The organism is Micromonospora sp. NPDC023869 (genome assembly GCF_055559695.1).
Genome location: NZ_JBVHKD010000020.1, coordinates 61,426 through 80,738, shown reverse-complemented (window position 1 = coordinate 80,738; position 19,313 = coordinate 61,426). Strand labels below are relative to the sequence as shown.

General features: G+C 72.3%; 19 protein-coding genes and 1 pseudogene. 18 read left to right on the top strand and 2 right to left on the bottom strand.

The window, feature by feature from the left end:
* Positions 1–12: 12 nt before the first annotated feature.
* Genes ACZ31C_RS31830 through ACZ31C_RS31810 form a run of 5 tightly spaced genes read left to right on the top strand, consistent with a single transcriptional unit; the run spans position 13 to position 7,297 of the window.
* Entirely contained in the window at positions 13–2,022 is a 2,010-nt protein-coding gene (locus ACZ31C_RS31830) for a hydantoinase/oxoprolinase family protein (protein WP_465798437.1), read from the top strand.
* A gap of 4 nt (positions 2,023–2,026) precedes the next feature.
* A complete protein-coding gene (locus tag ACZ31C_RS31825) occupies positions 2,027–3,577 on the top strand; it encodes a class I adenylate-forming enzyme family protein (protein WP_465798436.1) in 1,551 nt (516 codons plus the stop codon).
* Positions 3,577–4,935 carry an adenylosuccinate lyase gene (purB, locus tag ACZ31C_RS31820; protein WP_465798435.1) on the top strand — a complete coding sequence of 453 codons (1,359 nt, stop codon included), beginning with the start codon at positions 3,577–3,579 and terminating at the stop codon, positions 4,933–4,935. Before ACZ31C_RS31825 ends, purB begins: the two co-directional genes overlap by 1 nt.
* Positions 4,932–5,681 (top strand): enoyl-CoA hydratase/isomerase family protein, encoded by a 750-nt coding sequence (locus ACZ31C_RS31815; RefSeq protein WP_465798434.1) that lies wholly within the window; start codon positions 4,932–4,934, stop codon positions 5,679–5,681. Before purB ends, ACZ31C_RS31815 begins: the two co-directional genes overlap by 4 nt.
* Positions 5,678–7,297, top strand: a complete 1,620-nt coding sequence (locus ACZ31C_RS31810) for a thiamine pyrophosphate-binding protein (protein ID WP_465798433.1) — start codon at positions 5,678–5,680, stop codon at positions 7,295–7,297. Before ACZ31C_RS31815 ends, ACZ31C_RS31810 begins: the two co-directional genes overlap by 4 nt.
* A gap of 5 nt (positions 7,298–7,302) precedes the next feature.
* Here the strand turns inward: ACZ31C_RS31810 and ACZ31C_RS31805 are convergent, their stop codons facing one another.
* The gene (locus tag ACZ31C_RS31805) at positions 7,303–8,127 is read right to left on the bottom strand and encodes an IclR family transcriptional regulator (RefSeq protein WP_465798432.1); all 825 of its coding nucleotides are present in this window, start codon (positions 8,125–8,127) and stop codon (positions 7,303–7,305) included.
* Positions 8,128–8,292: 165 nt separating this feature from the next.
* Here ACZ31C_RS31805 and ACZ31C_RS31800 point away from each other — a divergent pair, with 165 nt between their 5' ends.
* The 13 genes and pseudogenes from ACZ31C_RS31800 to ACZ31C_RS31740 form a co-directional block, all read left to right on the top strand.
* Positions 8,293–10,311 (top strand): hydantoinase B/oxoprolinase family protein, encoded by a 2,019-nt coding sequence (locus tag ACZ31C_RS31800; protein WP_465798431.1) that lies wholly within the window; start codon positions 8,293–8,295, stop codon positions 10,309–10,311.
* Entirely contained in the window at positions 10,308–11,288 is a 981-nt protein-coding gene (locus ACZ31C_RS31795) for a DODA-type extradiol aromatic ring-opening family dioxygenase (protein WP_465798430.1), read from the top strand. Before ACZ31C_RS31800 ends, ACZ31C_RS31795 begins: the two co-directional genes overlap by 4 nt.
* On the top strand, positions 11,281–12,120 hold the full coding sequence (locus ACZ31C_RS31790) for a DODA-type extradiol aromatic ring-opening family dioxygenase (RefSeq protein ID WP_465798429.1): 840 nt from the start codon (positions 11,281–11,283) through the stop codon (positions 12,118–12,120). The genes ACZ31C_RS31795 and ACZ31C_RS31790 overlap by 8 nt, the downstream gene beginning before the upstream one ends.
* Positions 12,121–12,130: 10 nt before the next feature.
* Complete coding sequence (locus tag ACZ31C_RS31785) at positions 12,131–12,421, top strand: BMC domain-containing protein (RefSeq protein ID WP_117230022.1); 291 nt, start codon at positions 12,131–12,133, stop codon at positions 12,419–12,421.
* Between the two features lie 22 nt (positions 12,422–12,443).
* Positions 12,444–12,770: a BMC domain-containing protein gene (locus ACZ31C_RS31780; protein ID WP_396694474.1), complete on the top strand. Its 327-nt coding sequence runs from the start codon at positions 12,444–12,446 to the stop codon at positions 12,768–12,770.
* Entirely contained in the window at positions 12,770–13,045 is a 276-nt protein-coding gene (locus ACZ31C_RS31775) for a EutN/CcmL family microcompartment protein (RefSeq protein ID WP_465798428.1), read from the top strand. The genes ACZ31C_RS31780 and ACZ31C_RS31775 overlap by 1 nt, the downstream gene beginning before the upstream one ends.
* An 18-nt stretch (positions 13,046–13,063) precedes the next feature.
* A complete protein-coding gene (locus ACZ31C_RS31770; RefSeq protein WP_465798427.1) occupies positions 13,064–14,575 on the top strand; it encodes a 2-hydroxymuconic semialdehyde dehydrogenase in 1,512 nt (503 codons plus the stop codon).
* Entirely contained in the window at positions 14,572–15,366 is a 795-nt protein-coding gene (locus ACZ31C_RS31765) for a 2-keto-4-pentenoate hydratase (protein ID WP_465798426.1), read from the top strand. The genes ACZ31C_RS31770 and ACZ31C_RS31765 overlap by 4 nt, the downstream gene beginning before the upstream one ends.
* On the top strand, positions 15,363–16,295 hold the full coding sequence (locus tag ACZ31C_RS31760) for an acetaldehyde dehydrogenase (acetylating) (protein ID WP_465798425.1): 933 nt from the start codon (positions 15,363–15,365) through the stop codon (positions 16,293–16,295). The genes ACZ31C_RS31765 and ACZ31C_RS31760 overlap by 4 nt, the downstream gene beginning before the upstream one ends.
* Positions 16,292–17,329 carry a 4-hydroxy-2-oxovalerate aldolase gene (dmpG, locus tag ACZ31C_RS31755; RefSeq protein ID WP_465798424.1) on the top strand — a complete coding sequence of 346 codons (1,038 nt, stop codon included), beginning with the start codon at positions 16,292–16,294 and terminating at the stop codon, positions 17,327–17,329. The genes ACZ31C_RS31760 and dmpG overlap by 4 nt, the downstream gene beginning before the upstream one ends.
* Entirely contained in the window at positions 17,326–18,057 is a 732-nt protein-coding gene (locus ACZ31C_RS31750) for a 2-keto-4-pentenoate hydratase (protein ID WP_465798423.1), read from the top strand. The genes dmpG and ACZ31C_RS31750 overlap by 4 nt, the downstream gene beginning before the upstream one ends.
* A gap of 59 nt (positions 18,058–18,116) precedes the next feature.
* Complete coding sequence (locus ACZ31C_RS31745) at positions 18,117–18,503, top strand: RidA family protein (RefSeq protein ID WP_449946251.1); 387 nt, start codon at positions 18,117–18,119, stop codon at positions 18,501–18,503.
* Between the two features lie 163 nt (positions 18,504–18,666).
* A pseudogene (locus ACZ31C_RS31740) lies at positions 18,667–18,747 on the top strand (hypothetical protein); the annotation flags it as partial.
* Positions 18,748–18,772: 25 nt separating this feature from the next.
* Here the strand turns inward: ACZ31C_RS31740 and ACZ31C_RS31735 are convergent.
* Positions 18,773–19,255 (bottom strand): sigma-70 family RNA polymerase sigma factor, encoded by a 483-nt coding sequence (locus ACZ31C_RS31735; protein ID WP_465798448.1) that lies wholly within the window; start codon positions 19,253–19,255, stop codon positions 18,773–18,775.
* Positions 19,256–19,313: the final 58 nt, after the last annotated feature.

The following is a 19,313-nucleotide window of genomic DNA, read 5'->3' as shown; positions in this document are numbered from 1 at the left end:
GAAAGGCTCGCCATGCTGTGCATCGGCGTCGACATCGGTGGCACCTTCACCGACGTCATCGTGTACGAGCCGGCCACCGCCCGGCTCGCCGAGGCCAAGACCCTGTCCACGCCCGACGACCCGGCCGCGGCCATCTTCGAGGGACTGGCCAAGCTCGGCGTACGCCTCGACGAGGTCGACCGCTTCGTCCACGGCACCACCCGGGTCACCAACGCGCTGCTGGAAGGCTCCGGCGAGCCGGTCAGCGTGGTCGCCACCGAGGGCTTCCGCGACGTCCTGGAGATGGGACTCGGGCACCGGCCGCAGCTCTACAGCGTCAAGGAGGCGGGACGTCCCCCGCTGACCCCCCGTCGCCTGCGGCACGTCCTGCCCGAGCGCATCGGCGCCGACGGCAGCGTCGTGCGGCCACTGGACACCGCCGCCCTCGACAGCGTGCTGGACCGGGTGGCCGCCGCCGGACCGAAGGCCGTGGCCGTCTGCCTGCTGCACTCCTACCGCAACCCGGCCCACGAGCGGGCCGCCGCCGCCCGCCTCGCCGAACGCTATCCCGACCTGGTCTGCACCATCTCCTCGGACGTGGTGCCGGAACAGGGCGAGTACGAGCGCTTCGCCACCACCGTGCTCAACGCCAGCGTCCGCTCCACCGTCTCCGACTACCTGCGCGGGCTCGGCGACACCCTCGCCACCGGCGGTTACGCCCACCCGCTGTCGATCATGACCAGCAGCGGCGGCGTGGTGTCCACCGAGGAGGCCGGCCGGCTGCCGATCAACCTGGCCCTCTCCGGCCCGGCCGGCGGCGTCGCCGCCAGCGTCCACGTCGCCGGCCTGGCCGGCTACCCGAACGTGATCACCTGCGACATCGGCGGCACCAGCACCGATGTCTGCCTGATCAAGAACGGCACCCCGTTGATGACCAACGACGGGACGATCGCCGGCTACCCGAACCGCACCTTTCAGGTCGAGATCAACACGATCGGTGCCGGCGGCGGCTCGATCGCCTGGCGCGACCTCGGCGGCGAACTGCGCATCGGCCCCCGCAGCGCCGGTTCCACCCCCGGCCCGGCCGCCTACGGCCGGGGCGGCACCGAGCCGACGACCACCGACGCCCACCTGCTCGTCGGCCACCTCGACGCCGAGGAGAGCCTCGGTGGCGAGGTACGCCTCGACGTCGCCGCCGCCCGCACGGCCATGCACCGCCTGGCCACCGAGTTCGGCCTCGACGACCTGGAACTGGCACACGGCATCCTCACCATCGCCACCGCCAAGATGACCAGCGCGATCAAGGAGATCTCGGTCGCCTGCGGCCACGATCCCCGGGACTTCGTGCTGATGCCCTTCGGCGGCGCCGGCCCCATGCACGCCACCGTGCTCGCCGACGACCTGGGCATCCGCCGGGTCCTCGTGCCACCGGTACCGGGCAATTTCTCTGCCCTCGGCTTCGTCACCGCCCAGGCCCGGCACGACTACGTCCGCACCGTGCTGGTGCCGGCCGACGAGAGCGGACTGCACGCCGTCCGCGCCGTGGTGGCCGACCTGCGCGACACCGCACGGGCCCAGCTCAAGGCCGAGGACGGCGTCGAGCCCGACCAGGTCACCTTCGGTCTGTCGGTGGGCATGCGGTTCCGGGGCCAGTCGTTCGACCTCGCCGTCCCCGTCGAGGACGTTCCGGCCACCGTCGAGGACCTGGTTGCGGCCTTCCACGCCGCCTACGCCGACCGGTACGCCTATGCCCGCTCCGGCCACCCGGCCGAGATCGTCAACTGCCGGCTGACCGCCTACGGTCCCCGACCCGCCGTCCGGTTCGCACCTCCGGCCGGCACCACCCCGCAGCCCGAGCCGACCCGCGTCTACGGCGCGCAGGGCTGGGTCGACGCCACCGTCCACCGCCGCACCGACCTGGCTCCCGGCCGCACGGTGTCCGGTCCGGCCGTCATCCGGGAGAGCGGCAGCACGACCGTGGTCGGCGCCGGGTGGACCGCGACCGTCGACGACCACGGAAACCTGCTGCTCGTCAAGGAGTGATCCGGTGATCCACGCCCTCGACGCCACCGTCCTGGAGCACGCCGCCCAGCACCCGGACCGCCCCCTGTACGCCTTCGACCTGGACCGGCCGGTGTCGGCGGGGGAGTTCGCCGACCTCGCCGGCCGACGGGCGGCCACCCTGGCCGCGCTCGACGTCGGCCGGGGCGACCGGATCGCCGTGTGGGCCGAGAACAGCCTCGACTGGCTGGTCCTGCTGGCCGCCGCGGCATGGCGGGGCGCCGCCCTGGTGACCCTGCATCCCGGGCTGAGCACCCCGGAGTTGACCACGGCACTGGCCCGCAGCCGTCCCCGCCGACTCTTCGTCGCCCGCCACATCCGCGACCGCGACGGCGCCGCCACCGCCGCCCAGGCGCTCGCCGCGCTGCCGGCGTCCGCCCGCCCGTACGGCTGGCACGTCCTCGGCCACAACCTGGCCGGGATCGGCGACGGCACCGTGCCCGTCCCCGCCGGCCACCCGGACGCCACCCTGAACATCCAGTTCACCTCCGGCTCGACCGGCCCGCCGAAGATGGTCGCGCTCAGCGCCCGCAACCTGATCGCCAACGCGCGGTGGACGGCCGACGCCGCCGGACTCGGCGCCACCGACCGGATCGCCTCACCGCTGCCCCTGGCCCACGCGGCCGGGCTCAGCAGCGGCGCCGTGCTGGCCCTGGTCACCGGGGCACTGTGGGTGTCGGTGAGCCGCTTCCGCACCGAACCGGTGCTCACCCAGATCGCCCGGCACCGGTGCACCGTGCTCCAGGCCGTCCCGACGATGGCCACCATGCTCGCCGACGCCGTCGAGGCCGTACCGGACCGCTTCGACCTCTCCTCACTGCGGGTCGGCTTCCTCGGTGGCGCGCCGTGCGCCCCGGCGCTGCTCGCCCGCACCCGGCGGGTACTCGGCCTGGAGCGCATCGCCGTGATCTACGGGCAGACCGAGGCCGGCCCGACGATCAGCGTCGACCCCGGCGACGGGAGTTGCGGCAGCCCCGGCGACACCGTCGGACGGATCGTCGCGGACCTGGACGCCGTCGTCGTCACCCCCGGCACCCGCACCGAACTACCCCCCGGCCACGCCGGTGAGCTGCTGGTCCGTGGCGAGTCGGTGACCGCCGGGTACGTCGACGACCCGACCGCCACCCAGGCCGCGATCACCTCCGACGGCTGGCTGCGTACCGGCGACCTGGGCGCGCTCGACACCGACCGGATCCTCACCCTCACCGGCCGGGTCAAGGAACTGATCATCCGAGGCGGCGAGAACATCAGCCCGGCCGAGGTGGAGGCGGCCCTGCTCGACGACGCGGCCGTGGCGCAGGTGTGCGTACTCGGCCTGCCGTCACCGCGCTGGGGCGAAGAGGTCGCCGCCCTCGTCGTCGCCGCCCCGGGCACCACACCCGACCCCGATCGGCTCACCGGGGCGGCCGCCGCCCGACTGGCCCGACACAAGGTGCCGACGCTGATCCGTACGGTGCCGGACCTGCCGTTACTGCCGTCCGGCAAGGTCGACCGGCGCGCCGCGCTCGGCCTGCTCACCGGTGAGGAGCAACGCTGATGCAGCTCGGCTCGTGTTTCCTGGACTCGTTGACCGTCACCAGCTTCTTCGGCAACGCCGAGATGCGTGGCGTCTTCAACGACCGCCAACTCATGCAGTCCTGGCTCGACGTCGAAGCGGCCCTGGCCCGTGCGCAGGCCGGCCTCGGCGTCATCCCGTCGGCCGCCGCCCAGGCGATCACCGACGCGGCCCGGCTCGACCGGCTGGACACCGCGGTGCTCGCCGCCGACGCCGCCGACACCGTGCACCCGCTCGTGCCGCTGGTGCGGGCGCTGACCGCCGCCTGCCAGGGCGACGCCGGCCGCTACGTCCACCTCGGCGCCACCACCCAGGACGTGATGGACACCGGGTTCGTGCTGCGCGCCCGGGCCGGCCTGGACATCGTCTCCCGCCAGGTCGACGAACTGGTCCGCATCCTGCGCCGGCTGGCCCTGCGACACCGGGCCACCCCGATGGCCGCCCGGACCCACGGCCAGCAGGCGCTGCCGACCACGTTCGGCCTGCGCTGCGCGGTATGGCAGAGCGAACTGCAACGGCACCGCACCCGCCTGGTCCAGATGCGCGAACGCCTGCTGGTGACCAGCATGGGCGGCGCCGCCGGCACGATGGCCGGCTACGGTCCACAGGCGTTCGCCCTGGAACGGGCCGTGGCCGACGAACTCGGTCTCGGCGTCGCCGACACCCCGTGGCACGCCACCTCGGACCGGTTCGCCGAGTGCCTGATGGTCCTCGGGCTGGTCGCCTCCAGCGCCGAGAAACTGGCCCGCGAGGTCTACTTCCTCGGGCGTACCGAGGTCGGCGAGGCCCACGAACCGCAGCGCGCCACCCAGGTCGGCAGCAGCACCATGCCGCACAAACGCAACCCGATCCGCTGCGAGGCGGTGATCGCCGCCGCCGGTACGCTGCGGGCCCAGGTGCCGCTGGCGATGCAGACCATGGTGGCGCAGGACGACCGCGACATGGGCGTCGGCATGACGCTGTGGAAACTGCTGCCGGAGTGCTTCATCCTCATCGGCGGTGCCCTGGAACGGCTGGTCGAGGTCTTCGGCGACCTCGGCGTCGATCCGGACCGGATGCGCGCCAACCTCGACCTCACCGGTGGGCTGGTGCTCTCCGAGGCGATCATGCTCCGCCTCGCCGAACCGCTCGGCCGGGAGCAGGCCCACCACCTGGTGATGCGGATCGTCCGCGACAGCCTGGAGCAGAACCGGCCGTTCGTCGACGTGCTGCGCGCCGACCCGCAGGTGGCCGCCGCCCTGCCCGGTCCGGAACTGGCCGGGCTGCTCGACCCGCTGTCGTACGTCGGCCACGCCGCCGCGCTCGTCGACCGCGCCCTCCTGACCTCGGAGTCACCATGACCACTGATCAGTCCGTCCTGCTGCACCGCTCCGGCCGGTTGGCCCGGGTCACCCTGCACCGGCCGCTGCGGCGCAACAGCTTCGACCTCGACATGCTCGCCCGCTTCGAGGACGTGCTGCACGACCTCGGACGCGACCGCACGGTGGAGGTGGTGGTGCTCACCGGCGAGGGCACCGCGTTCTGCGCCGGCACCGACCTGCGCGAGCTGGCCGACCTCGACCCCGAGACCACCATGCACGTCCAGCGGCGCACCGCCGACCTCGTCGAACGCTGGTACCGGCTGGACCAGACCACGGTCGCCGCCTTCAACGGCCCGGCCATCGGCTCGGGCGCCGTCCTCGGGCTCGCCAGCGACCTGCGGGTGGCCGCCGACAGCACGTTCTTCACCTTCCCCGAGGTGACCTACGGCATCCCGCTGACCTGGAGCGGCATGGCGATCCTCGCCGACCTGGTCGGCGCCGACCTGGCCAAGCGTTGGCTGCTGCTCGGCGAGCGGGTCGAACCCGCCGAACTGCTCGACCTGCGCCTGGTCACCCGGGTGGTCGCCGCCGACGACCTGCCCGCCGCCGTGGACGCGATCACCGACCGGCTGCTGGCCACCTCGGTGGTCGGCCGCACGATGACCAAGCGTGCCGCCCGGCTGGCCGGTCCCCGCTTCGACGCGGCGGCCAACGACTCCTTCCTCGGCGCGCTGAGCGTGGCATTGCGCCCGCCCGGCGGCTACCTCGACGGGGACGCGCGGTGAGGGTGTTCGAGGCGATCGCCGACGCCGTCGTGGCCCACGGCGTCGACACCGTCTTCGGTCTGCTCGGCGACGCCAACATGTACCTGGTCGCCGACCTGGTCGAGCGACACGGCGTCCGGTTCGTCGCGGCCCGCAACGAGAACGCCGCCGTGATGATGGCCGACGGGTACGCCCGCACCACCGGCCGCTGCGGCGTCGCCACCGTCACCCAGGGGCCGGGACTGGCGGTCGCCGGGGCGGCGCTGACCATCGCGCGGCAGGCCCGTACCCCGCTGGTCCTGATCGCCGGCGACACTCCGCCCGGCGACCCGCTGCACGTGCAGCACTTCGACCAGCAGCCGTACGCGCTGGCCACGGCGGGCACGTTCGTCCCGGTGCACACCGCCGGCACCGCGATGCGCGACGTCGGGCTGGCGTTCCGGGCCGCCCGCGAGCTGACCGGCCCGGTGGTGCTGAACGTGCCGATCGACCTGGCCGACGAGCAGGTCCCGCAGCACCCGCCCGCCCCGGCGCCGACGGTGCCCCGCGCGCCACGACCACTCGCACCGGACCCCGCCGACGTCGACGCGCTCGCCCACCGGATCCGTACGGCGCACCGCCCGGTGCTGCTCGCCGGCCGGGGCGCCGAACCGGCGGCGGCCGCTATCCGGGACCTCGCCGACCGCAGCGGAGCCCTGCTCGCCACCACGCTGATGGCCGCCGGTCTGTTCCGGGGGCACCCGTACGACCTCGGGGTGGCCGGTGGGCTGTCCCGGCCGCTGACCCGGCGGACCCTGGCCGAGGCGGACCTGGTGGTCACGTTCGGGGCCGGGCTCAACCGGTGGACCGCCGACCACGGTGCGCTCTTCCCGGACGCGGTGCTGGTCGCGGTGGACGTCGACCCGGCCGCGATCGGGGCCCGCTGGCCGGTGACGGCCGGGGTGCTGGGCGACGCGGGGGAGACGGCGCAGGCGGTGTCGGCGGTGCTGACGCCGGTACGCCGACCGCACTGGCGCAGCACGGACCTGGCCGCCGACCTGGCGGCCGCCGATCCGTTCGCGGGCCTGGACATCGAGTCCCGGCCGGGCCGGATCGATCCCCGGGCGTTCATCCGGATCTGCGCCGAACGCCTGCCGCGTGAGCGGACCACGGTGGTCGGCGTCGGTCACTTCGGCGGCTGGCCCAACCTGCTGCTGGACTCGGCCGCCACCGACCGGTCCTTCCTCGCCCCGTGGGAGTTCGGCAGCATCGGCGTCGGACTGCCGTTCGCGGTGGGCGCCGCCGTGGGCCGCCCCGACCGGCCGGTGGTCGCGTTCGAGGGCGACGGCAGCCTGCTCACCGGCCTCGGGGAGCTGGATACCCTGGCCCGGGTCGGTGCACCGGTGCTGCTGGTGCTCCTCGACGACGCCGCGTACGGCGCGGAGGTCCGCAAACTCGCCCCGCGCGGGGTCGACCCCGCGCTGGCCCGTTTCCCCGAGCGGGACCTCGCGGCCGTGGCCCGTGCACTCGGGGTGCCGGCGTGGACGGTCTCCGACGAGGCGGGTGCGCGGGCGGCCTTCGACGAGGTGCTGCCGTTGGCCGGGCCGGCCCTGCTGCACGTACGGGTCCGCCCGGACGTCGTGCAGGAGAAGTTTTGACCGGGTCAGTCGCCCCAGACGTCGCCGAAGCCGTACCCGAGTTGCCGGGACAGCTCGTCGGCGGTGCGGCGGGCCGCCTCGGCCAGCTGCGTCACCCGGGCCTCGTCGAGGCGGAAGATCGGGCCGGAGACGCTGATGGCGCCGGTGACCCGGCCGTGGCGGTCGCGCACCGGCGCGGCCACGACCCGCAGTCCCTCCTCGCTCTCCTGGTCGTTGAGCGCCCAGCCCTGCTCGCGGACGGTCGCCATCCGGGACACGAACGTCTCCAGGTCGGTGATCGTGTTCGCGGTCAGCGCGGTGAAGGGTGCGTCGGCCAGCGTGTCGCGCAGCGCGGCGTCGTCCTGGTCGATGAGCAGCGCCTTACCGGCGGCGCTGCACCACAGCGGGATGCGTCGGCCCAGCCGGGAGACGAGCTGCAGGTTGCGGGTGCCCTGCACGACGTGGATGGAGATCGCGTCGAGGTCCTCCAGGACCGACAGGTTGACGCTCTCGCCCTCCTCCTCGGCCAGCCGGTGCACCAGGGGACGGGCGAGGGTGTGCAGGTCCAGGCCGGCGAGGTAGCGCGCGCCGAGTTCGAAGACGGTGACTCCGAGCCGGTAATTGCCGTTGTCCTCATTGCGGTGCAGGAAGCCGGCGTCGGCCAGCGCGCGGAACAGTCGGCTGGCGGTCGACTTGTGTAGGCCGAGCTCGCGGCTGACGTCGCTGACCTTGCGTTCGGCGTCGTTGCCACGGAAGGCGAGCAGCACGCTGAGGGCGCGGTCGAGCGCCTGTGTGCCGGACTCGCGGGGCGTCGGCGCGTCGTCCGGGCTGGTCTCAGTGGCGTACGACATCTTGCTTCCCACCTTCTCGGTTGCTAGGTTTCATAATATAACCCTAGGACCACAATATGGTCCAGCGCGTTATGGTCCACCCCAGATGGCCCACCCACGGTGGCCCACCCCAGATGGTCCGTTCTCCCACCATCGGGATCGAGCCGGAACCAGTGAGGCATCCGCATGACTGTGAACCCGATCGACCTGGAAGTCGTCACCGAAGGTCTCATCTCGATCGTCCGGGAGATGCGACAAACGATCTTCCGCACCGCGCACTCGCCGGTGATCGCCGACGCGCAGGACTTCTCCTGCGCCCTGTTCGACCCCGAGGGACAGATGGTCGCCCAGGGCCGGGACATGCCCGGCCACGTCATCGCCATGCCGGCCTCGGTCGCCGAGATCTTCGCCGACTTCGCCGACCAGATGCGCCCCGGTGACCTGTACATCGTCAACGACCCCTACCGAGGCGGCAGCCACCTCAACGACGTCACCCTGATCAGCCCGGTCTTCGTCGACGGAGAACTCTTCCTCTTCCCCTGCGTCCGCATGCACTGGGCCGACATCGGCGGCATGACCCCGGGCAGCGTCTCCGGCCAGGCCACCGAGATCCTCCAGGAAGGGCTGCGGATCCCCCCGATCAGGCTCATCGAGCAGGGACGACCCAACCGGGCCGCGTTCGACATCGTCTTCGCCAACGTCCGGATGGCCGAGGAGCGCCGTGGCGACCTCGAATCCAGCATCGCCGCCTGCCACACCGCCGAACGCCGCCTGCGCGAACTCGTCGCCCGGCACGGCACCGACCTGATCCTGGAGTCGGTCGCCGCCAACATGGACCGCACCGAGCACCGCCTGCGCACCATGATCCAGGCGCTGCCCGACGGCACCTACCGCTACGAGGACTACCTCGACCTCTACACCGACGGACACTACGACGCCGCCATCGTGCGCTGCGCGCTCACCGTCGACGGCGACGAGATCGAGGCCGACTTCCGTGGCTCGTCGACCCAGGTCGCCGCCGTGGTCAACTCCTCGCGGGCGATGACCGTCGCCGGTGTCTTCATCGCCGTCAAGTCCGCCCTCGACCCCGGTGGCCTGGTCAACCACGGCGCCTTCCGACCCCTGCGGGTCCACACCGAGCCGGGCACCGTCGTGCACGTCAGCTACCCGGCCCCGGCCAACGCCCACAGCGAGGTCCGCAAACGCGTCATCTCGGCCGTGATGGCCGCACTCAGCCAGGTGGCACCCGACCTCATCGCCGCCGACCAGTTCGGCACCACCTTCCAGAACCTCATCGGTGGCGTCGACGAACACACCGGCCGGCCATACCTCTACTACGACTACCCGGCCGGCGGCAACGGCGGATTCCTCGAATCCGACGGCCCCAGCGCCATGAACCCCGTCGACCTCGGCGACATCTCCACCATCCAGTCCGTCGAACGACTGGAGACCGAGATCCCGATCCTCGTCGAGGCCTGCGAGCTGCGCACCGGCTCCAGCGGCGACGGCGCACGCCGAGGCGGACTCGGCAGCCGCCGCGAGACCCGTCTGCTGGCCAGCGGTGGCGCGTACTCGGTGCAGACCGACCGCACCACCGTCCCGCCCTACGGCCTGCGGCACGGCGGCCCCGGCGCGCCCACCGTGACCCACATCCGACGGGCCGACGGCGAACGCGTCGACTTCGCCACCCCCGGCAAGGTCGCCGGCTTCCCGATGCGCACCGGGGACCTGCTGGTGATGGAGTCCGCCGGCGGCGGAGGCTGGGGTGACCCGCTGGACCGGCTGCCCGAGCACGTCGCCGACGACGTCACCCAGGAGTACCTGACCGCCGCCGAGGCGCGACAGCGTTACGGCGTCGAACTCGACGCCGACGGCCGGGTCGACCCCACCGCGACCGCCGCCACCCGGCAACGGCTCCGCGACCAGCGACGCTGGCTGCGGACCACCGTCACCACCCAGCCGGCCTACACCGGCCAGCGCGGCCGGCGACGCCTGGCCTACGTCGCCCCCGACAGCGGCCTGGCCGAGGACACCCTCGTCGAGGTCCACGGCGGACATCCCGCGCCGCTGCGGGCCTGGATCCGACACGACACCGCACTGGCCGCCGACGAACTCGCCCTCGATGACGACGGGCTGCAGATCCTCGGCACCGCCCCACACGACCGCTCCCACGTGCGGGTACTACGCGGGGAAGGACGCTCATGAGCAAGGTCTTCCGGGTGCCGGTAACACCGGCCCGGGGCGGTGCCACCACCGCCGGACGCACCCCGCCACCGACCACCACGGCACGGCGATGCGGCATCGTCGCCGGCTGCCTCAGCCCGCACCCACCCCACCTGATCTATGCCGAGAACCCGCCACAGAACGAACCACGATCCACCGGTGGCTGGGAGACGCTGCGCTGGGCGTACGAGCGCCTGCGCACACGCATCCGCGAGGTCCACAAGCCGGACGTGCTGATCGTGCACGCCCCGCACTGGATCACGATGGTCGGTCACCACGTCAACTGCGTACCGAACCCGCGCGGCACCTCCGTCGAACCGATCTTCCCGCACCTGTTCCGCTACCACTACGACTTCCGCACCGACGTTGAACTCGGCGAGGCCATCGCCGACGAGGCCAGCGGACTCGGCCTGGTCACCCGCACCCTGCACGACCCGCGCGTCCGCGTGGACTACGCCACCATCGGCGCCCTGCACCTGGCGAACCCGGCCTGGGACATCCCCGTGGTCTCCCTCTCGGCCAACAACAACCCGTACTTCTACTCCGACGCCTCTCTGGAGGAGATGGAGGTCCTCGGCGAAGCCACCCGACGGGCCGTCGAAGCCACCGGCCGCCGCGCCGTCCTGCTCGCCTCCAACTCGCTGTCGCACCTGCACTGGCACGAGGAACCGGAGTTGCCCGAGGACATGGAACGGGAGCACCCCTACAACAACCACCAGTACCGCTGGGACATGAAGCTGCTCGAAGCGATCCGCCGCGGACCGACCGCACCGCTGCGCGAACTCATCCCCGAACACATCGAGGCCACCGCCAGCGAGACCAAGGCCGGCAGCCTCACCTGGATGCTCGCCGCGATGGGCTGGCCCAAGGTGGCGGGCGACGTCCTCGGCTACGGCACGATCATCGGCACCGGCAACGCGGTCGTCGAATGGGTACCCGAGGGGGGTCACCATGGCTGACCGGACCGGAGTCGTCGCCGGCGCGCTGCTGCCCGGCATGCCGCACCTGCTCGCCGGACACGCCGCACCGAGCTGGTCGGCACTGGCCGACGCCGCCCGCGACGTGGGCGCCCGGCTGCGGCGACTCGAACCCGACGTGGTGCTGCTGCTGTCCACCCAGTGGTTCACCGTCCTGGGCCACCAGTTCCAGTGCGACCCCAACCCGCGCGGCCAGCACGTCGACGAGAACTGGTACGCCTACGACTACGGCCTGCTCGACTACGACCTCCGCTTCGACGTCGACTTCACCGAACGCTGGGCCGGCCGGGTCCAGTCCGACGGACTCCAGGCCCGACGGACCCGCTACGACGGATTCCCGATCGACACCGGCACCATCGTCACCTCCGCACTGCTCGACCCCGAGCGGAAACTGCGCTGGGCACAGGTCTCCTGCAACCTCTACGCCGACGCCGACACCCTCGCCACCGTGGGACGCGCCGGTGCCACCGCCGCCCGCGACGCCGGACTGCGCGCCGCCGTCGTCGTGGTGACCGGGATGTCCTCCGGGCTCATCCAACAGTGGATCGAGCCCGACCAGGACCGCATCGGCGCACCCGCCCACGAGCAGTGGAACACCCGGATCCTCGACCTGCTCACCGCCGGCAAGATCGACGAAGCCCTCACCGTACGCGAGGAGTTCGCCCGACAGGCCCAGGCCGACAGCCAGTTCCGGGCCCTGGCCTTCGCCGCGGGCACCGGGGCGAGCACCGGCCCGGCACACCTGCACGCCTACGGCCCCATCTGGGGCACCGGCGGCGCCGTCCTGTCCTGGAACCTGCCCGACCACCACTAGAGGAGACAGCATGCGGAACACAGCCGTGGGCTTCGTCGAAGCCGAAGGCTTCACCCCCATCTTCGACGCCGTCGACGCGATGGTGAAGGCCACCGAGGTCGAGGTGACCAAGGTCGTCCGGCTCGGCGGCGGCATCATCGCCGTCGCCGTCCGCGGTGACCTCGCCACCGTCGAGGAGGCCGTCGACATCGGTGAGGAGACCGCCCGCGCCAAGAGCCGTTCGGTGCGCTCGATCGTCTTCGCCAGCCCCTGCGACGCCGTCAGCGCGCTGGCGGCCGACCCCCAACTCGTCGGCAACTGACAGCCGGTAAGGAGATCCAGACATGTCCTCCGACATCGCCATCGGCATCGTCGAGACCCGCGGCGTCGTCGCCCTCTCCGCGGGCATCGAAGCCATGATCAAGACCGCCGACGTACGCTGCGTCGGCGTCGAACGGGTCACCAGCGGCTACCTCGCCGTCGCCGTACGCGGCACCCTCGCCGCCGTACGTCAGGCGGTCGCCGCCGGCGAGGCCGCCATCCGCGCCCACGGCGACCTGCGCAGCTCGCAGGTCTACCCGAAACCGCACCCGACCACGGCGGCGCTGCTCGACAACCCGGAGACCGCCCGGATCCGCGAGGTCATGGCCGGCCTGCGCGGAGAAGCCTGATGGTGCTCGGCGAGGTCGTCGGCAAGGTGTGGGCGGACCGCATCCTGCCCTCACTCCAGGGCCGACGCCTCGTCCGGGTCCGGGTCCGGCCCGACGGCCCCGAGCTGGTCGCCGTCGACCCGCTCAACGTCGGCGTTGGCACCACCGTGCTGGTCGTCACCGACGAGGCAGCCGCCTCGGTCACCGGTGAGTCCACCGTCGACGCCGCCGTGGTCGCCCTGGTCGCCGAGTCCGGGACCGCCGAAACCCCCGACCCCGCGCCCACCACGTCCTGACCGAAAGGCACGCCTGTGATGACCGACGGGCTCTGGTCCCCGAGTCTGCTCGCCGGCCGACCGGCCGGCGAGCCGACCGTCCTGCCGAACTTCGTCGACGGCGTGTTCGACACGTCCGGCCGGCACTTCGCCAAGGTCTCCCCGGTCACCGGTGAGACCATCCGCCACGTCGCCGAGGCGGACCGATCCACGGTGGACGCCGCCGTGGCCGCCGCACGCTCGGCGTTGCGCGGACCCTGGGGACGGATGGGGGAGCGGGAGCGGGCCGCGGTGCTCTACCGGGTCGCCGACGAACTGGAACGCCGCTTCGACGACCTGGTGGCGGCGGAGGTCGGCGACACCGGCAAGTCCATCTCACAGGCCCGCACCCTGGACATCCCTCGTGGCGCGGCGAACTTCCGCGCGTTCGCCGAGATCGTGTCGACCGCCCCGACGGAGTCCTTCACGACCCTGACCCCCACCGGCGGTCGAGCCCTGAACTACGCCGTGCGCAAACCGGTCGGCGTGGTCGCCGTGATCGTGCCCTGGAACCTGCCCCTGCTGCTGCTGACCTGGAAGGTCGCACCGGCCCTCGCCTGCGGCAACACGGTGGTGGTCAAACCCTCCGAGGAGACACCGTCGTCGGCGACGCTGCTGGCCGAGGTGATGGCGGCGGCCGGAGTGCCCGACGGCGTCTTCAACGTGGTGCACGGCTTCGGACCCGACTCGGCGGGGGAGTTCCTGACCCAGCATCCGGACGTCGACGCGATCACCTTCACCGGAGAGTCGGCCACCGGACAGACGATCATGCGGGCGGCGGCCGACGGCGTGAAGGCGGTCTCGTTCGAACTGGGCGGCAAGAACGCCGGCCTGGTCTTCGCCGACGCCGACCTCGACGCCGCGATCGAGGGCTCGGTGCGTTCCTCGTTCACCAACGGCGGTCAGGTGTGTCTCTGCACCGAACGACTGCTCGTGCAGCGACCGGTCTTCGACGAGTTCGTGACCCGGCTGGCCGCACGCGCCGACGAGCTGACCTTCGGCTGGCCCGCCGACGAGGCGACGGCGAACATGCCGTTGATCTCCCACGCCCACCAGGACAAGGTCCTGGGCTACTACGACCTGGCCCGCACCGAGGGCGCCACCGTGCTCGCCGGCGGCGACATACCGACCTTCGCCGACGCCCGCGACGGCGGCGCCTACGTCCGGCCGACCGTCCTGACCGGCCTGGGGCCCGACGCCCGCGTCAACCGGGAGGAGGTCTTCGGCCCGGTCTGCCACGTGGCGCCGTTCGACGACGAGGACGAGGCGTTCGACCTGGCCAACGACAGCGACTACGGCCTGGCCGCCACCGTCTGGACCCGGGACGTGGGCCGCGCCCACCGGTCCGGCACACGCCTGGAGACCGGCATCGTATGGGTCAACACGTGGTTCCTGCGGGACCTGCGCACCCCGTTCGGTGGGGCCAAGGCCTCCGGTGTCGGCCGGGAGGGCGGCGTCCACTCCCTGAACTTCTACTCCGAACTGACAAACGTCTGTGTGGATCTGTCATGAGTGATGTCGCCCGGTCCGCCCGACTGCTGCGGACCGCCTACGAGACGCGTACCCCCGTCGCGCCGCTGCGCGGCGACCTGATCCCGGTCGGCGACGTCGACGCCGCGTACCAGGTGCAGCAGGCACAGGTCGCGCAGTGGGAGGCGGCGGGCCGCCGCCGGGTCGGCGCGAAGATCGGCCTGACGTCGGCCGCCGTCCAGCAGGCATTCGGCGTCTACCAGCCCGACTTCGGGGTGCTCTTCGCCGACATGGCGGTCCCGGACAGCACCGAGATCGACGTCGGTCGGCTGCTGCAACCCCGGGTGGAGGCCGAGGTCGCCTTCGTGCTCGGCACCGACCTGCCGTTCACGCAGGTGACACCCGCCGACGTCATCCGGGCCACCGACCATGTCCTGCCCGCGATCGAGATCGTCGACTCCCGGATCACCGGTTGGGACATCTCCATCGTGGACACTGTCGCCGACAACGCCTCCTCCGGACTCTTCGTGCTCGGCAACCAGCCCCGCACGCTGGCGGACGTCGACCTCCGACTGGCCGGGATGGTGCTCGAACAGGCCGGCGAACCGGTCTCGGTCGGGGCGGGCGCCGCCTGCCTCGGCAACCCCGTCCACGCGGTGGCCTGGCTCGCGCAGACCCTGGCCGGCGCGGGTACTCCGCTGGCCGCCGGGGACATCGTCCTGTCCGGCGCACTCGGACCGATGGTGCCGGTCACCGTCGGCGCGACGTACGAGGCGCGGATCTCCGGCCTGGGCTCGGTCCGGGCCTGCTTCAGCCCGGCGGAGACGGCATGACCGGGGTGGCCGTGATCGGGCCGGGGAACATCGGCACCGACCTGATGATCAAGGTTCTCCGCCTGTCGGAGTCGCTGCGGATGACGGCGATGGTCGGCGTCGACCCGGCCTCCGACGGCCTCGCCAGAGCCCGCCGGCTCGGCGTGGCCACCACGGCCGACGGGATCGACGGGCTGCTGACGATGCCGGAGTTCGCCGACGTCGGGGTCGTGTTCGACGCCACGTCGGCCGGATCGCACCGCCGTCACGCCGCGCTGCTGCGCGAGCACGGCCGGCTGGTGGTGGACCTGACCCCGGCCGCCGTCGGCCCGTACGTGGTGCCGCCGGTCAACCTCGACGAGCACCTCGACGAGCCCAACGTGAACATGGTGACCTGCGGCGGGCAGGCGACCGTCCCGATCGTCGCCGCCGTCGGCCAGGTGACGCCCGTGCACTACGCGGAGATCGTCGCGTCGATCGCCTCCCGGTCGGCGGGCCCCGGCACCCGGGCCAACATCGACGAGTTCACCGAGACCACGGCACGGGCGATCGAGGTCGTCGGCGGTGCCCGTCGCGGCAAGGCGATCATCGTGCTGAACCCGGCGGAACCCCCGATGATGATGCGCGACACCGTCTACTGCCTCTGCCCCGACCGGGACGTCGACCGGGCCGCCGTCGCGGCGTCGATCGAGACCATGGTCGCCACCGTCGCCGGTTACGTGCCCGGCTACCGGCTGAAACAACGCGTGCAGTTCGACCACGTCGACACGTATGTGCCCGCGCTGGGCACCCGGTTCACCGGCGTACAGGTGTCGGTGTTCCTGGAGGTCTCCGGCGCCGGGCACTACCTGCCCGCGTACGCCGGCAACCTCGACATCATGACCTCCGCCGCACTCCGCACGGCGGAACGAATGGTCGCACCCCGCGCCGACCGGGAGGTGCCGGCATGACCAGGCTCTATCTCCAGGACGTGACACTGCGCGACGGCATGCACGCCGTACGGCACCAGTTCACCGTCGACCAGGTCCGCGCGATCGCCGCCGCCCTCGACGCGGCCGGGGTCGCGGCGATCGAGGTCGCCCACGGCGACGGACTGGCCGGTTCGAGCGTCAACTACGGGCACGGCGCCGCATCCGACGCGGACTGGATCGCCGCGGCGGCCGAGGCGGTCACCACCGCGAGACTGACCACCCTCCTGCTGCCCGGCATCGGCACCATCGCCGACCTCAAGGCCGCCCGCGACCTGGGCGTGACCAGCGTGCGGATCGCCACGCACTGCACTGAGGCGGACATCTCCGCCCAACACATCGGATGGGCCCGCGACAACGGCATGGACGTGTCCGGGTTCCTGATGATGGCGCACATGAACGACCCGGTGGCGCTGGCGGCCCAGGCGAAGCTGATGGAGTCCTACGGCGCGCACTGCGTCTACGTCACCGACTCCGGCGGCCGGCTGCTGACCCGTGACGTCGCCGAGCGCGTCGACGCGTACCGCCAGGTCCTCGATCCGGCCACGCAGATCGGCATCCACGCGCACCACAACCTGTCCCTCGGCGTGGCCAACAGCGTCGCCGCCGTGGAGCACGGCACCACCCGGGTCGACGCCTCCCTGGCCGGGCACGGCGCCGGCGCCGGCAACGCACCCCTGGAGGTGTTCGCGGCCGTCGCCGAACTCCACGGCTGGGACCACGGCTGCGACGTGTTCGCGCTGATGGACGCCGCCGACGACCTGGTCCGGCCGTTGCAGGACCGGCCGGTCCGGGTCGACCGGGAAACGCTGAGCCTGGGCTACGCGGGGGTCTACTCCAGCTTCCTGCGTCATGCCGAGCGGGCCTCGCAGCGCTACGGGATCGACGTCCGCTCGATCCTCGTCGAACTGGGCCGTCGCCGCATGGTCGGCGGACAGGAGGACATGATCGTCGACGTCGCCCTCGACCTGGTCGCCGCCACCGACCGGACCACCGCGACCGGAGGAAACCGATGAGCACCACCGACCACCTCGCCCGACGCCTCGACGCCGCGGCGACCAGCCGTACCGCCATCCCGCAGCTCGGCACCGACACCGCGCTGGACGTGCCCACCGCCTACCGGGTGCAGCAGGCCGTGGTCGACCACCGGCTCTCGCGCGGCGAACGTCCCGTGGGACTGAAGCTCGGGCTGACCAGCCGGGCCAAGATGGCACAGATGGGCGTCGACGAGGTCATCTGGGGTCGGCTCACCGACGCCATGCACATCCCCGACGGCGGCACGCTCCGACTGTCCGCCCACATCCACCCCAAGGTCGAACCGGAGGTCGCCTTCCTGGTCCACGGCGGTGCGATCACGGCGGTCGCGCCGGCCCTCGAGGTGATCGACTCCCGGTACGTCGACTTCCGCTTCACCCTGCCCGAGGTCATCGCCGACAACACCTCCGCGAGCGGCTTCGTCCTCGGCGCCTGGCAACCGCTGCCGGACGGGATCGACAACCTCGGCGTACTGCTGGAGGTGGACGGACGCTCCGTCCAGATCGGATCCACGGCCGCGATCCTCGGCGACCCCCGCCGGGCGATCGCCGAAGCGGTCCGGCTCGCCGCCGCCAGCGGTGTGGACCTGGCCGACGGCGCGATCCTGCTCGCCGGTGCGGCCACCGCCGCCGTACCGCTGCGGGCCGGATCACACGTCCGGGTGACCGTCGACAAGCTCGGCACCGCGTCCCTGCGGGTCGCGTCGTGACCCCACACAACGAGAACGGCGCCCGACGCGACAGTCGGCCCGACGGTGTGGTGCCCGGCATGGCCACGCCGCGCGGCCGGTTCCCGCACGTCAAGGTCGCCGGCGACCTGATCTTCGTCTCGGGTACGTCCAGCCGCCGGCCGGACAACACGATCGTCGGCGCCGCAGCGGACCCGATGGGCGTCACCGACCTCGACATCCGCGCGCAGACCCGGGCGGTCATCGACAACGTCCGCGACATCCTGCGCTCGGTCGGCGCCGACCTCGACGACCTCGTCCAGATCACCACCTACCTGGTCAACATGAACGACTTCGGCGGCTACAACGAGGTCTACGCCGAGTACTTCGACGAGACCGGCCCGACCCGCACCACCGTCGCCGTGCACCAGTTGCCCCACCCGCACCTGCTCATCGAGATCCAGGCGGTGGCCCGACGACCGTCCTGACCTCGACCCGGGTGGGTGACCTCGTCGGGCTTGCCGGGCCGGCCGTCCCGCAGCCGGCCCGGCACCCGAGCGGTCAGGCGAGGGCACGGCGGGCCCAGGTGCGGAAGTCCGTGGTGGGCAGGCCGAGGACAACGCAACCGCGCGCTGATCGTCACGGCGGCCAGTGGGGCGGTCGCCCGGGACGGCGCGTACGCGTTTGGAGGAGATCGCCCGAACCGCCGGTGTGGGCTCGGCGACCCTGCACCGGCACTTCCCGAGGCCGCGGGCGTTCAGGCGTTCATCAGTGAATCGCGCAGATATCGTACGGCGTAATGGGCGCGCGACTTCACGGTCCCGGCCGGAATGCCGAGCGCGGCGGCGGCCTCGTCGATGGAATGCCCATGCACGTACAGTTCCAACAGGACGGACCGGTGGGTCGCGCCGAGTTCACCGACGGCGCGCCGCAGCGTGAGCGACGCGATCGCCGTCTCCGCCGCCGCGTTGACCGGGTGCGCGAGGTCCGCCTCGGCAAGGCCGACCTCGACGGGCCGTCTCTGCCGTCTGCGGTACGCGTCGATCGCGAGACGCCGGGCGACGGTGAACAGCCAGCGCCGTTGCGGCTCGGGACCCGGGGGCATCTGGTCGAGGCTGCGCCAAGCCCGCAGCATCGTCTCCTGTAGCAGGTCCTCGGCGGTGCAGGGGGACCCCGGTGGTGTCAGCCTCCGCAGGTAGTGCAGCAGCACGCCACCGTTGTCGCGGTGTAGTTCCCGCATGAGATCCTCGGTCGCGGTGACTGTCGACATCGAATTCCCCGTCCGTTCCCAGCGCGTC